This is a genomic window from Paenibacillus rhizoplanae (genome assembly GCF_042684125.1).
Taxonomy (GTDB): Bacteria; Bacillota; Bacilli; order Paenibacillales; family Paenibacillaceae; genus Paenibacillus_AQ; species Paenibacillus_AQ rhizoplanae.
The window spans coordinates 303,216-317,347 of the sequence record NZ_JBHUKY010000021.1 but is presented as its reverse complement, the minus strand read 5'-3'; the positions used below and the strand labels follow the sequence as shown (position 1 = coordinate 317,347).

16 protein-coding genes are annotated in these 14,132 nt (G+C 50.7%); 7 read left to right on the top strand and 9 right to left on the bottom strand.

The features are described 5' to 3' along the window. Positions 1-28: 28 nt before the first annotated feature. Entirely contained in the window at positions 29-634 is a 606-nt protein-coding gene (locus ACFSX3_RS11685; protein WP_209985996.1) for a pentapeptide repeat-containing protein, read from the bottom strand. Positions 635-882: 248 nt separating this feature from the next. Between ACFSX3_RS11685 and ACFSX3_RS11680 the strand changes: the two genes are divergently transcribed. Continuing rightward, positions 883-1,158, top strand: a complete 276-nt coding sequence (locus tag ACFSX3_RS11680) for a PilZ domain-containing protein (protein WP_235218399.1) — start codon at positions 883-885, stop codon at positions 1,156-1,158. A 103-nt stretch (positions 1,159-1,261) separates the two neighbouring features. Here the strand turns inward: ACFSX3_RS11680 and ACFSX3_RS11675 are convergent, their stop codons facing one another. Genes ACFSX3_RS11675 through ACFSX3_RS11655 form a run of 5 tightly spaced genes read right to left on the bottom strand, consistent with a single transcriptional unit; the run spans position 1,262 to position 4,793 of the window. Beyond that, entirely contained in the window at positions 1,262-1,996 is a 735-nt protein-coding gene (locus ACFSX3_RS11675; RefSeq protein WP_209985993.1) for a hypothetical protein, read from the bottom strand. Next, the gene (locus ACFSX3_RS11670) at positions 1,990-2,691 is read right to left on the bottom strand and encodes an ABC transporter ATP-binding protein (protein ID WP_209985990.1); all 702 of its coding nucleotides are present in this window, start codon (positions 2,689-2,691) and stop codon (positions 1,990-1,992) included. Before ACFSX3_RS11670 ends, ACFSX3_RS11675 begins: the two co-directional genes overlap by 7 nt. A gap of 5 nt (positions 2,692-2,696) precedes the next feature. Beyond that, the gene (locus ACFSX3_RS11665) at positions 2,697-3,080 is read right to left on the bottom strand and encodes a GntR family transcriptional regulator (protein WP_209985987.1); all 384 of its coding nucleotides are present in this window, start codon (positions 3,078-3,080) and stop codon (positions 2,697-2,699) included. After that, positions 3,080-3,826, bottom strand: a complete 747-nt coding sequence (locus ACFSX3_RS11660; protein WP_209985984.1) for an ABC transporter permease — start codon at positions 3,824-3,826, stop codon at positions 3,080-3,082. Before ACFSX3_RS11660 ends, ACFSX3_RS11665 begins: the two co-directional genes overlap by 1 nt. After that, a complete protein-coding gene (locus tag ACFSX3_RS11655; RefSeq protein ID WP_209985981.1) occupies positions 3,819-4,793 on the bottom strand; it encodes an ABC transporter ATP-binding protein in 975 nt (324 codons plus the stop codon). Before ACFSX3_RS11655 ends, ACFSX3_RS11660 begins: the two co-directional genes overlap by 8 nt. A 286-nt stretch (positions 4,794-5,079) precedes the next feature. On the opposite strand from ACFSX3_RS11655, the gene ACFSX3_RS11650 reads away from it, so the two are divergent. Then, positions 5,080-5,451, top strand: coding sequence for a hypothetical protein (locus ACFSX3_RS11650; RefSeq protein ID WP_209985978.1), 372 nt, complete (start codon positions 5,080-5,082; stop codon positions 5,449-5,451). 245 nt (positions 5,452-5,696) lie between these two features. Beyond that, positions 5,697-6,632, top strand: a complete 936-nt coding sequence (locus ACFSX3_RS11645) for an aminoglycoside phosphotransferase family protein (RefSeq protein WP_209985975.1) — start codon at positions 5,697-5,699, stop codon at positions 6,630-6,632. 40 nt (positions 6,633-6,672) lie between these two features. Here the strand turns inward: ACFSX3_RS11645 and ACFSX3_RS11640 are convergent, their stop codons facing one another. Continuing rightward, positions 6,673-7,608, bottom strand: coding sequence for a phosphotransferase (locus ACFSX3_RS11640; protein WP_379256653.1), 936 nt, complete (start codon positions 7,606-7,608; stop codon positions 6,673-6,675). 168 nt (positions 7,609-7,776) lie between these two features. Here ACFSX3_RS11640 and ACFSX3_RS11635 point away from each other — a divergent pair, with 168 nt between their 5' ends. Then, entirely contained in the window at positions 7,777-8,673 is an 897-nt protein-coding gene (locus ACFSX3_RS11635) for a sulfurtransferase (RefSeq protein ID WP_209985967.1), read from the top strand. A 222-nt stretch (positions 8,674-8,895) separates the two neighbouring features. Beyond that, positions 8,896-9,342 (top strand): OsmC family protein, encoded by a 447-nt coding sequence (locus ACFSX3_RS11630; RefSeq protein ID WP_209985964.1) that lies wholly within the window; start codon positions 8,896-8,898, stop codon positions 9,340-9,342. 139 nt (positions 9,343-9,481) lie between these two features. On the opposite strand, the gene ACFSX3_RS11625 is transcribed toward ACFSX3_RS11630, so the two are convergent. Then, complete coding sequence (locus tag ACFSX3_RS11625) at positions 9,482-10,045, bottom strand: winged helix-turn-helix transcriptional regulator (RefSeq protein ID WP_209985962.1); 564 nt, start codon at positions 10,043-10,045, stop codon at positions 9,482-9,484. After that, positions 10,042-10,404: a VOC family protein gene (locus ACFSX3_RS11620; protein ID WP_209985958.1), complete on the bottom strand. Its 363-nt coding sequence runs from the start codon at positions 10,402-10,404 to the stop codon at positions 10,042-10,044. The genes ACFSX3_RS11625 and ACFSX3_RS11620 overlap by 4 nt, the downstream gene beginning before the upstream one ends. Positions 10,405-10,659: 255 nt before the next feature. On the opposite strand from ACFSX3_RS11620, the gene ACFSX3_RS11615 reads away from it, so the two are divergent. Next, positions 10,660-12,141, top strand: a complete 1,482-nt coding sequence (locus tag ACFSX3_RS11615; RefSeq protein ID WP_209985955.1) for a 4-hydroxyphenylacetate 3-hydroxylase family protein — start codon at positions 10,660-10,662, stop codon at positions 12,139-12,141. Between the two features lie 282 nt (positions 12,142-12,423). After that, entirely contained in the window at positions 12,424-14,070 is a 1,647-nt protein-coding gene (locus ACFSX3_RS11610; RefSeq protein WP_209985952.1) for a helix-turn-helix domain-containing protein, read from the top strand. Positions 14,071-14,132: the final 62 nt, after the last annotated feature.

Genomic DNA, 14,132 nt, shown 5'->3' with positions numbered 1-14,132 from the left:
AGGCACACGTCCGTTTTTTCTTGAGTCGTTACCCTACCTTCGCTCCCATAGAGCGGGCCAGCAGCACAGCCTGCTCCACATCCAGCCGCACTCCTTTGAGATCCAGACTCTTCAGGTCAATCCCTTCCAGCTTGGCATCACGCAGATCAGCCCCTGCAAGCTTACACTGGGCAAGCTGGACCCGGCTTAAATCCGCCCCGCGCAAATCCGCCTTTTGCAAATCGCAGCCCAGCATGTCAGCCTCGGTGAACCGGATCTCCCGCAGATCCTGCCTGCTGAGATTCAGATGGCGCAGATTCGTATACGCCCAGTCCCCTCCGCTCAGTGTAATTCCGTCCATATGGGCATTGGCGAAATCCGATCCGACCATCTTGCAGTTCTCGAACTTCGCCACGAACAGATTCGCTCCGGTGAACTTGCAGTTGGTGAACGCGCCATCCTTGTGCAGCGAAGCATTCAGCAGGGCACCGGTGAAATCGCAATCCACAAACCGGCAGCCGCTGGAGGTCATCTCTTCCATAGAAGCTCCCCGGAAGGAGCAGCGCTCAAAGGTACAGCCGTTTATTTCTCCGTCCTGCAGTGCCGCGTAATCGAAATTATGCTCATGAAACGTCTCATTTTGATATTGATACATAGTTTATGCACCTCTTTATCTGGGTATTGGAGCAAAGGTATGGTATAACAGATACTATATTAATCTTTAAATATACTACTTTAGGAGATTGTCCAAGTGTAGCCGTTTCGATATAATAGCAAATAAAATCGCGGAGGTAAATGATGGATGACTCCAGCAGAAAAGAACCATTCCGATATGTAATGAACCAGCCCATCGATTGCTGGCTTGAAATTCCCGCCAGTAATTCGGGACCGGGAGCGGGCAAATTGACTGAGGGTATCCTGCTTGACCTTAGCCGCTCCGGCTGCAAGGTCCGCACCTCGCTGAACCTACGCTTCACCGCAGGGGATACGAAGCTGATTATTCATTTTCAGCTGGCGGAAGAGAAGCTACAGTACGAAGGCAGTGTCCGCTGGGGCTGGATGTTCGGTCTGGGGCAATACCAGTATGGGGTAAGACTGGACCTGCAGGAAGACGAGGAAGAACAGCTGCTGCGGGAGCTGGAGCTCTGGACCAGCGGAAGAAGCGCGCAAGGCTTATAGCCTTAGCGCTCCCTAATATTGCATACAAACGCAAGCAAGGCTGATTAGGAGCCTTGCTTGCGTGAAATAAGAACGATGGATTATCCCTCTGCTACACTTCTCTTTATACTTCGATTCGTCTCCTCACCAGCACAACCATTCCATAGATCATCAGGCAGACCACCGCCACTTCAAACAGCAGCGCCTCTTGATTGAATGGAAGATACTGTATAGTGAAATCACTGCCGGACTGGAACCTTCCAGGGTATATCTTGAAGTTAAAGGCATTATCCAGACCGCTGAAATAGATGTCGAAGAGAAACTTCTCCAGATAACCAAATACATTCTCCAGCGTGACCAGAAGGGCTATGCCAATCCAGATTCTCCCTTTGATGCGCAGACTCAAGGCCACCGTAAAAGAGAACATCACCATCATCATTAGAAATCCGGCGGACCAGACCGATTGAAGCAATGCTCTGAAGCCCACCGGCAGCAGATTGCCGGGCAGGAAATCCATCGTGTACAGAAGCCGGTAGATCCCCAGGTGGGCCAGGCCGAGGAGGATGACCACCCCAATCAGCAGCAGCGCCAGCAGCATGGGAGACAGGACCGTCTGCAGCGCAGTAACCGGCAGAAGCCGCCGCTGATAGGATTTAAGATTACGGAAATATCCGGTAACGGCTATAAATATCATTGCGATGGCCAGTATACTGTAAATAACCAGATTCAGGGAGGCCAAGTCTGCGTCTATCTTAGCACTGGAGATCCACAGCCCGGCCTGCGCGAGTAACGCAATTACAATGAAGACGAGAATGCGTTCTTTTCGGCGTTTAAGATCATATTTCAATAGCTTCAGCATTCGGCAAACACCTCTCTGAACAGCTCATCTACACTCTTCCCGTGCTCCTGTCTCAGTTCTTCCACCGGACGATGCAGCACAATCTCCCCATCCTTCAGGAAAATCACCTCATCAAAGATCCGTTCAATATCCGTCACCAGATGGGTAGAGAGCAGAATACTGCTGTCCTCCTCATAGAACTCCATCAGTGCATTCAGGATCTTGGTCCGTGCCACCGGATCAACGCCTCCAATCGGCTCATCCAGCATATATAATCTGGCCCGGCGGGAGAGTGCTAAGGTCAGCTGCAGGCGTTCGTTCATCCCTTTAGATAACGTCCGCACCTTATCCGCTGTACGCAGCTTCATGAAATCCAGCATCCGCAGCGCCTTGGCCTGATCGAAATCCGGGTAGAAATCCTGCTGAAATCTCAGCGCATCCCCAATGTTCATCCATGACTCCGTGACCGGCACATCTGGCATGAAGGAGACGAGCGTCTTACTCTCAACGCCCACGGGCACCCCGAGGACTGAGATCCGGCCCGATCCGGGCCAGGCGAGTCCGGCGATCAGCTTCATGAGTGTGCTTTTGCCGCTGCCGTTGCTTCCCAGAAGGCCGGTGATGGTGCCGCTGCCCAGCTTGAAGGAGACCTGGTTCAGCGCCTGTCTGGGGCCGAACTGTTTACTCACATTCTGAATATCAAGTATATCATCCACTCTTCTTACTCCCCCTGTTCTTGGTCCCGCTGATGAATGCTCTCTGCTACTGCAGTTAGAATATCTTCGCCCTGGAAGCCGAGCTCCTGCATGCCGCGAATAAAACGGTCCAGCACATCCTGTGCCATCTCCTTCTTAACGGTCAGAATTGTCTCTTCGCTTCCGGTCACATATCTGCCCATGCCGCGGCGGGTCTCCACGATGGTCTCACGCTCCAGTTCCTGAAATGTTCTTTGTACGGTATTCGGGTTAATCTGCAGTTCAGCGGCCAATTCACGGACAGAGGGAATTTTGTCTCCAGGCTTCAGCTTGCCGGTGATAATCTCTCCCTTGATATAATTCATGATCTGGAGATAAATCGGCTGGTTATTATCGAATTCGATCCCCATCAAGCAACATCCCTGCGTCTGAAGACGGCGAAGCCTGCAAGCAGGAACAGCGTCATGTAGATGCACAGCAAGATAATGGAGAAGCTCAGCGTCATTCCCTGCATCGGCGCACCGCCATCCTGGTAGGCTGCGAGATTAAGATTAGGGAACAGCACATATTTGTAGAACTCACGGGAAATGACCAGCTTGTCGATGGTGGTGGCGAAGATGGTTGCCCCAATGGTTACGCCAGTCGACTTCGTCAAAATCCCCAGCATGAAGCCGATCGTAGCGTAGACTGTACAATACACGGTTGAATACAGCAGCGAAGCAAGGATCGCGCTTATTCCCGCTTCTCCTCCGTTAAGTCCGAAGAAGATCGCACCTGAGAGGAACAGCGCCACCGCCGCAACCACTTGCATGCTAAGTGTATAGAGCAGTACAGTTACATATTTGGAGGCCAGAATCGCGGTGCGGCTGCGGGCACGAATCAGCAGAAATTTGATTGTCCCCTGGCTGTATTCCCTGGATACAATTCCTGCCGTCCCGACGATCACCAGAATGGCCAGAATCTGTCCAATGCCTCTGGGCTGAAGGGAATCCGCTGTAAAATCTGCCGCTGAAGCATACATATCTGCGGCAAATGTACGAGTCATATAGCCCACTGCCAGCGACAGCACCAGCAGGATGACATAAGGAATGATGTTGCTGCGTTTCTTCGATATTTTGAGCCATTCATTCAGCACAAGCAGATTAAATTTACGCAATGCGGTTGCCCCCTGTCCATTTCAGGAAATCCTCTTCCAGACTTTGTCTATTCTCAGTTATCCGGTATATCCCGACCTTGGCTTCGCTAAGTGCCGTCACCAGCTCCGGTACGGCTCCATCCGGCAGCTGCACATGCAGCTCGGAATGGGCTTCATCCGTCCCAGTGACCTTGACGCCCTGCAAGGCTCCGGCCACAGTCCGTGCAGCTTCAAGCTTATCTACCCGGATCGCAAGTGCTACCTCACTACGTGCCTCCGGTGCTTCCGTAAGCTGTGTGACCGTTACAAGTTTGCCGTTCTGAATGACCACCGCGCGGTGGCAGATCTGTTCAATCTCAGCCAGCATATGACTGGAGATTAGAATGGCAATGCCCTCTACCTCTGCTATTTTCCGCATATAGTCGCGCATCTCCCGGATGCCGGCGGGGTCCAGGCCGTTGGTCGGCTCATCCAGAATGAGCAGCTTCGGCGAGTGCAGCAAGGCCTGAGCGATCCCCAGACGCTGGCGCATACCGAGTGAGTAGGCCCGAACCTTCTTGTTCATCGCCTCCTGCAGCCCCACCAGCTCCACGACCTCCTTGATCCGCGATGCCCCGGCTCCGTCACTCATGCGTAAATATTGCAGCAGGTTATCGTACCCGGTCATATGAGGATAGAACTCGGGATTCTCAATAATTGCCCCGATCTGTGAGATCGCCTGCTTGAAATCCTTCCGGATGCTGTGCCCATGAATCAGAACATCCCCTCCACTCATGCGGATCAATCCGGTCATCATCCGGATGGTGGTCGTTTTGCCGGCACCGTTCGGTCCCAGCAGTCCGACGATCTCTCCCTTCTGGATCTTGAAGCTCAGATGATCTACAATCGCCTTTCCTTTGATCACTTTACTGACGCCCTGCATTTCCAGTACGGTTTGTTCTTGCGCCGGGCCAGACGGCCCCTGAGCATGGTGAGCAGTTGAATTCATGACAGCCTCCTTGTGAAGATAGGTATGGGTGGAGTAGCAATTCCACAGGTTGTTGCTGAGCTGGAACATGTGTATTTTCATCGTTGTACCGGTGTGTTAGTTAAATAGTACACTAGGCGTTTCAGTTTGTAAAGCAGGTTTGTGAAAATTTTCCTGAGGGTGTCTGTAAACAGGCTATTAGTTCAGGGGATCTAACCATACCAGTCTTTATCAACATACATAGAATAGTATTGCAGCTGGCAGTATCGTGCTGCTTTTGCCAAAACCGCTCCAAGGAGGAATACACATGAATAAAGAGGTTCATATCTCTCAGACTTATCCAAGACTGACAGTGTACAGTGAAGAAAACTTCCGGGGAAGAAGCAGAATCTACAGAGGCAATCTGGGTATCCGCAATACGGACAATATTCTGGATGGCATCGAAAGCCTCCGCTTCTTCTCGACCAGCAGCAATGCCACGCTCGTCCTGTTCAGCAGAACCCGGTTCAGAGGCAGCTTCCGCGTGCTTCGCGGCAACCACAGCCTCCGCGATCTGGATGATTACATCTCCGGCAATGACGTAGAATCGATCATCTCTACTAACCAGAGACTGACGCTGGACCAAATCCGCCGTATCCGCAGCAGCGGGGATCTTCCTGCAGGCTACCGCTTAATCTAGCAGAATATGCACGTGAAACAGGGCACCCTCTGGTATCGCCCAGCCGGAGAGTGCCCTGTTTGTTGTGTTCAATAGCTTAGAACTCGAAGCATGGTCGTCGCTGCGGTGAACATCTGGACTTCCGCTTCTTTTTGCTTTTTGTTAATTTCTAGTGCATCTTATTATAGTAGAGTACCAAACCACACCACCCTGCCAGCATTAACTGTATGGAAAAACTAGCGTTCCACGAGGAGGACCAACAGAATATGAAGCCACTGGACATCCATCCAACAGCGTTGTATGAGCAGGTTCAGTCCGACATTGGCAGCTTTCAGGTCTTGGCAAACTACAGGCTGAATAGTGTGAGAACCGGGGTCTGGAAGCTGCAATCCGCTCAGGACTCTAAATGTTATTACTTAAAAACGTATAGCCGCAAACAGAGATGGCATCCTGAGGTTTATGCATACCGTCACTGGATAGGTCAGTTGAAACCGTATGTACCTGAGTTAATAGCTGCTTACGAGGGGGAGGATTGGCAGGCGATACTAATTACAGCAATCGACGGGTTCATTATGAGAGAGACGGCACTAAGCCCGGGTGCTGCTGAAACCGCTTTTTATAAGGCTGGTGAGTTAACAAAGATTCTGCATCTATCGCAAACAGGCCGCTGGTTCGGCCGCCCCGATCAATATGGAAACCCGATAGAGCTAAGTCACCATGCTGACCCGGTGCAGTATGTTGCTGATACAATTCAGGACTTAACCTCACAGTGTGTTGATGGGGGTCTGCTGCAAGCCTATGAGCTAAGGTTAACCGATTGGGCACTTCAGAATGTTCATGTATTCCGGCATAGCAGACCTGTGCCTATTAGCTGGGACTCCACACCAGGCAACTGGCTGGTGGATGACCAGGGTATTTTGACAGGAATGATAGACTTCGAGAATATGTTGTGGGGGCTGGCTGTGGACAACTTCTCCATTCTGTTCGCCAGATATTTCATAGATCATCCATCAGCCAGAGATGCCTATTTTGCAGGGTATGGACTTGAAGTGCTTAAAGACCAGTCTGCTGAAATACAAATATGCTGCATCAAAATGGCCCTCGGCGATATCTGCTGGGGTACTCACAATCATCAGCCCGAAGTCGTCCGATCCGGCAGAGAGCTGATGAAAAGAATACATAATCAGCAGCTTTTCCTGTAAGGAAGCTTGAAGACAGTGCAAGTTCCATGCAGCTTCCCGCCTACATCGCAGCTACCTCTGCCGCCAGCTCCCGGACCTGCTGCTGCAGGACATTCACCTCATCGGTCCCTTCCCAGTAACGGGTGGCGAAATGCAGGAATACGTCTATCTTGCGCAGGAGCATGAGCACCGGAATAGCCTTCATTTCTTCGAGAGTCAGCGTAACTTTACGGCTGAAGCCTCGCCAGAAATCACGGATCACCCGCTCCTCTTCCTCATGACTAAGCAAGGCCGACAGGATCACAGCAGCATCCATGACCCGTACATCCCGGGTGCAGAATTCAAAATCCAGCAGCGCCGTCACCCGGGCGGTATCCGCTCCATCCACCAGCAGGTTGGAAGCATTCAGATCGCCGTGCACCAGCTGATGCGGCAGGCTCTCAAGCTGTTTCAGCGAATCTGCCACATTGTCGTAGGCTTCAACTAACAGGGTCAGCTCCGGCAGCAGCTCCTTCAGAGACTCAGGCGGGGCCGTCACCAGACCATGGAGCGCTTCACGGGTACAAAGCGGATAGGAGGTCCGCAGCTCATAGTATGGGCGGTACACGCACGGGATGCCCGTATCTATCTCAGCTAGTGCTGCGGACAAGATGCCTGCCGCTTCTCCAAAAGACTCATAGTAATCCGAAGCTTGCCCGGACGGGGATTCCCCTTCAATATAAGCAAACAAGCAAGCGAATTTCCCGCTCTCTTCAAGTTGAACCAAGGTCTCTCCACTGGCAGTACGGATCGGAAGAGGTGTGCTGAACGGCAGACCCGCAGCGGCCAGCTTCAGCAGCACCGTATGTTCAAATTCTATTTTGTTCCTGTCCTTATGTGTGTCATAGATACGCAGCACAGCGCGGCTCTCCCCGCTCTCTACGAAATAAGTGGTGTTATTCCAGCCCCCGCTCCGTTTGCGCAAGGTTCCCTTCCATTCAGGCCAGACCTGACTCACGATGGCTTCCGTAGGCTTATGCCCCTTTCCAAAATAGGTTATGTATCCAGCCATTGTAGAATCAGATCAAGACCGTGTCAAATGATCAGCCAGTCATACCGTTATACGGGCAACTAATTATCCGCTATAATAGACACCATATAACACTAGCAAAGGATGGTATTACCTATGGACTCTACTGTAACCAAACGCTGGCTGCTCGCCAGACTCTATGAGCCGGAGCAGACCATCGTAGACTGCCGCTTCACCTTGGGCAAGCCTCAGGAGGGCAAGGAACGTTATAACAAAGAGCATATTCCAGGCGCGGTCTATCTCGATTTGGAACTCGACCTGTCTGCTCCTGTAGGCGGGCATGGCGGACGACACCCCCTTCCCGACACGCAAGTGCTGGCATCCCGGCTGTCCAAGCTCGGAATCGGCAATGATACTCGCATTGTCGCCTACGACGATGAGAACGGCATGAACGCCGCCCGTCTGTGGTGGCTGCTGCGTTACCTGGGGCATGAGCAGGTATACATTCTGGAAGGCGGCTTCAGCCAGTGGAAAGAGGGTAAATATCCGGTGACGGATCACCAGCCGGTGAGAGTGCCTAGTTCGTTCGTTGCGAATGTTCGGCCGCAGATGCTGGCGGGAGTTGAGGAGGTGCGGGAGGTGTCGGCGAAGACGGTTAATAATGCTGGAGCTGAGACTGGGAGTGACGTCAACGTTGCGGATGCCGTGCCTACTCTTCCCGTGCTGATTGACTCCCGCGCAAAAGACCGGTATCAGGGTATGAATGAAACCTTGGACAAGAAGGCCGGACATATTCCGGGCGCCCTGAACTACTTCTGGAAAAACACGCAGAATGCAGACGGTAGCTTCAAGAGTGCTGATGAACTTGCGGCGCATTTTGCCGGATTAGACAAGGAAGCTGAGATTATCGTCTATTGCGGCTCCGGCGTAACCGCCTGCCCGAATGTGCTGGCCTTGGAGAAGGCCGGGTACAAGAACGTGCGGCTGTATGCGGGGAGCTGGAGCGACTGGATTAGCTATGAAGATAACCCAGTGGCCACAGGAGACGAGTAAGAGCCAATAGACCGCATCGGACTCGAGTTTTGGGGCTGTGACAGGTTGCCGGAAGGCAGGCTGCTCACGGCCCTTTTTCGGCATTGTCGCGGGCGCTGTTCCAGAGATCGACAAGTTGGAAATTTGAGGATTGACAATGTGGCCCGTAAAATTTAAAATAATCACAGCGGAAAAGTATGATTTAAATTATTATAAACTAAACCATAGAAGGAGATTTTAATAATGACCGCTCTCCAAACCTTTAAAGCATCTGCGCATTTGCAAGACGGAGTCCAAGTGAAAGTAGCATCCCGAAACTTTGAATTTATTATTGACGAGCCCAAAAGCTTGGGCGGAACTGATACCGGTATGAATCCGGTCGAAGCTTTGCTGGCCTCACTGGGAGCATGTCAGTCTATCGTAGCCAGAGTGTATGCGCCTAAATTCGGCGTGAACCTCAAGGATTTCTTCGTGGATGTAGAAGGCGATCTTGATCTGGATGGCTTTTTCAACAAGTCGCAGGTGCGTCCGGGCTATTCAGAAATTCGCTATACCTTCCGTATTAAAACAGATTCACCCAAAGAACAGGTTGAAGAATTTGTACGATTCCTGGAAAGCAAATGCCCAGTTGGAGATACGCTTGCAAACCCGGTTAATCTCAAGCTGGAAAGCATTATCATCGAAAGCTAAGCGACCGATAAGGCGGCAGGAGCAGGATAAAGGCAAAGAGCCCAGATCTGTGGGCTCTTCGTTCTGCCAGTATTTCTCTTCCTCTACTCTGTGAGTGGCGCTATTCATATTCGCTTTAGAATCTCACCGACACTCTAACTCACAGCAGAGATGCCAAATCGATAGACAGTCGGTGAATCGGCTGCTGAACTGGCTGTCCCAGCCGGTAGCAGAAGGAAGGTCTCGGCTCTTCGGACAATTGCTTACAGACAAGACCGCCGTCATGAAAATCATGCAGACGCAGGGATAGTTGGCGCGGCGTTATACCGGTGAGCGACTTGCGGATATCCTCGAACCGTTCATTATTAAAGTTCAGCGTTAGTAGAACAGACAAGCCCCAGGCTCTGTCTGAAAGTCTGCCCTGTCCAATCTTCTGTTCGCTGAGTTGGACAGCACGCGCGGCTTCTCGGTGAAGCCGCCCTTTGTCGGTCAGCACATACTCAGGAAGGAGCGGGTGCCTCCGATCTTGCGGAGAAAGATGAATGAGCAGACCATCCGCTATCATCTTCTTCAAATTGGCAGTCAGCCGGGAGGGAGCGATACCTAGCTTGTTCTGCAGCGGGGTGAAGCGACCGCCACGTTCGTCAAGCGACAGCAGAATGGGCAAGGTCCATTGCCCGGTCAGCTCCCGGCTTAGCTTGAGTATCTCTTCTTTCTTGATCAAGAGTCTGTAAGGGATTCGGCTAACATCAGATTATGCCCGTCGGGGTCCACGAATGTAGCCAGCTTGGTCAACTCCGGAATAAGTTCAACTTCACCAATGAAAATTACCCCTTTACTCTTGAGCAGTTGAATCGCTTCCTCGATATTCCATACCTCAAATACGGTCGAAGAAGTAGCCGGTTCTACGGTGTCTGCCACTGAAAAACCAATAACACAGTCCTTAGTATTGGTACTCACCATGGCCATGCCACTCTCTGCATCATGAAAGATAACCTCGAAACCAAGCTTTCCTGAGTAAAACGCCATCGTCTGCTCCAAGTCGGATACGCTGTACCATACGGTAAGACCTGATCTGTACATATTCAGCCTCCTTAAGATAAATACCGAATTAACTACCGATAGTATACCCCATATAATAACGGTAGTAAAGTAATCATAATCATCGTCAATACTGCTAAGAGGTTAGCGGGATATCCTCTTTCTATAGAGTTTGGATACAACTCCCCCTTCTCTCACACGATCTACGGACAATGTACAAAGCGGATCATGGTTACGTATATTAAAAGCATTAACACGGCTTTTTAGTCAAAGCTGTCTTTTAAAGAGGTGAACCGTGTGCCTATTAAAACAGGTAGCCAATACATCGAACGTATCGACCGGCAAAATATCAATATCTTTTACAAAGGAACACGGATCGAAGGCCCTTTATCCAAGCATCCCGCATTTCAAGGTCTCATACAAACCCAAGCCGAAATGTACAACATGCAATGTGATGAGCGTTATTTAGCACAGATGACCTACCCTTCACCCGATACAGGAGAGCCTGTGGGTCTATCTTTTCTTCCACCCAAGAATGCTGAAGATTTACAGCGCCGCAGAAAAATGATTGAACTCTGGTCCAACTGCCATCATGGGTTTTTAGGACGTTCCCCGGATTATATGAATACAGCCCTCATGTCTCTGTATACAGCTGCCGATATCCTTGAGGATCTTAATCCGAAATATGCTGACAATCTCAGGAAGTACTATGCTTACTGCCGGGATCATGACATTACCTTATCCCATGCATTCATCCAGCCTCAAGCAAGCAAAATATCCGGCCAGATTGATGCTACTGAGGATTCTATCGCTGCTAAAGTCGTAGAAATCAATGATGAAGGGATGATAGTAACCGGTGCTTTTATGATGGCAACACAAGGGGCTACATGCGATGAAATGCTTGTATTCCCGACGCCTTTCCCCTCATTTGTGGATGATGATAATCCGTTCGCGTTTGCATTCGCCGTGCCTAATGATCTGCCTGGAATGACCTTTTTTTGCCGTGAAAGCTACGCTGCCTCATCTACCTACGACCATCCGTTAAGCTCAAGATATGAAGAAATGGATACACTAGTGATATTTGACCGCGTTCTTATCCCTCATGAGCGTGTATTTTATTACGGAGATGAAATGTACTGTTCCCGCTTGTTTGGCGAGAGTCACTTCCATACGCATCTGGCCCATCAAATCATCACCCGCTATATTGCAAAAACCGAGTTCTTTCTCGGGTTGCTGGAGGCTTTGGCGGATGAGCAAAATGTTATCCCTGAGCCCCATACTATTCTGCCTATTTCCAGAACGATGACCTATTTAGAGACCTTCAAAGCCTTAAGACTTGCTTCTGAAATTGGGGCTTCTCCAGACAAATTCGGATATCTCGTTCCAGACAAAGGTCCACTTTTGGCTTCGTCCGTTCACTTTTCGGAGTTTTATCCAGAACTGATTGAAATGGTTCAAAATCTCAGTTCAAGCGGTCTCATCATGATCCTCTCGGAGTCCGACTTCGATACAAGCGCTGGTGCGTACCTCAATCAGTATTTGAAGGGTACGGCTTCGGAGGCTTGGTTCCGAAATGCTTTATTCCGGCTTGCTTGGGAACTGGGAGCGGGTGCATTCGGGGGGCGACAAATCCAGTTTGAGCGGTTATTTTTTGGCAGCTCCCAAACTCTGGCCTGGCGCATGTACAACAGCTATGATAACCATGAATCCTTCCGTCAAATCATTCACGAGTTCATTGCCCCAGAAGAAACTGGATTAGTTATGAAGGGAAGCCGGTAACTCAAAGACACTCTTCTCATTGTTCTGAGGAGAGTGTCTTTTTTCTAAAATTAAAGCATAATTGACATTGTGTAAATAGCGACCACCTTTTATAGTGATGATAATTCTAAATAAGAAAGAGCATCGAATATTATCAAAAGGTTCAATTTGTACTACAAAGCCGAATTGTGTATGCTGGCAATGGCTATGTATGTAGGTGATTATCTGCCGGTGATAAAAACAGCAGACGATGCTCCAGTAATGTAAGAAATAAGCGCACAATAGCGAACGGGGGTGCAAAGAATGAACAGTAAGGATGGAATCCCGCCTGCGGGTACCTTCGGACAGCTTGATCAGATGTGGTTCAGGCTTCGGAGCAGCGAGCAGAACAGCAGTCTCACGGGAGAGTGTTCACTCCGACTGCAATTCCTTGAATCGCATCTGCTCCTGATTCCAGTTTCGGGCCGGGGCTGGATCACTGTGGACGGCAAGTATGGCGAACTCAGAGCGGGAGCTGCCTTTGTCTGCCTGCCGGGACAATTAATCGAAGCCCTCCTGGACGGTTCAGGCGAACCGAATATATACATTCTGCGGTTTGATGTATTTAGCCAGCGGAATCTGCCTGTACAACCGGGCCGGATAAGCTCATCGGAGCCCCCGCTCCCCTTCTCCCTGGAAGGAGAAACCGCGATGTCTTCAACAGTTACATACAGCAAACACTGTGAGGCTATCACCGCTTCCCTTGGCAGTACAGACCCCTTACAGCAGCTGCTTGCCCAGAGCAGATTCTATGAGCTGCTGTTCAGTCTGCTCAGCGATGCCAGGCAGCTGCAGCCTGACGATACCGATACGATTATGGAACGCGCCAAGACCTATATAGAGCAGCATTACCGTGAAGAGCTTTCTATCCGTCTGCTGGCGGGCGAAGCAGGTACAAGCGTAAGGCATTTTATCCGGCTGTTCAAGCAGAAATATGGTCTTAGCGCCATCGAATACCTGACCGAATACCGGATCAGACAAGCAAGAAGCCTTATGCTGCCGCATTCGAACTATGAATTGAAGGATATCGCCGCTTATGTCGGTTACAAGGACGTTCCTTATTTCCGGCGCAAATTCAAGCAAATTACCGGGGTAGCTCCGGCGACCTTCATGCGGAATGCCAAGCTGAAGATCGTTGCCTACCACGGCAGCCTGATTGGGGCGTTGCTTACCCTTAATATTATTCCTTGCGCCGCACCGGCTGACCATCCCTGGACAGAATATTACCGCCGTAAATATGAGACAGATGCGGTTCTGCCGCTTGCCCAAGATGACGCTATCCGCATCCAGCAGCTTGCTTCCCTCCGCCCTGATTATATTCTGGGGCTGGAGCAAACGCTAAGTCCCGCCATGCAGCAGCAGCTTCAGGAGCTTGCCCCCACTTCGCTTGTTCCCCGGCTCCAAATGGATTGGCGGACGGAATTACGCTTCATCGGACAATCTCTTGGCAAGTCAAAGGAGGCGGCGGCTTGGTTAGGCACCTATGAACGCAAGGCAGAAACAGTCCGTGATGAGTTGGATTATGAGCTTACCAAGGGCAAGCTTCTTATCGCCCGAATATCCGGCCATACCCTCAACGTATTGTCTAACCAGAGCTTGGCCGAGGTGTTCTACGATGATCTGCATTTCATCCCCGCTCCCCTTGTTAACCGCAAGCTAAGCCGTCAGACCTTGACCCTTGCGGAACTGAAGTCTGCGGATGCGGACAAGCTATTGTTGATCGTAGACGAGGATGCCGACTCTCAGACCATGTGGTCGGAGATCCAGCATCAGGAGTTGTGGAAGCTGCCTGATCCCGCCGGATATTCGCGTGTTGAGCTTCTCCCTCCCTACCCTTGGACAGAGTATACCTCGTTCACACAAGAGCTGATTCTTGACCTGACGCCATCCCTGTGGCGTAATCGGATATGAAATATTGGCGTGATCATCTATAGTCGAAACCAAGGGATTGTTTTATACTCCTAACAGTGATA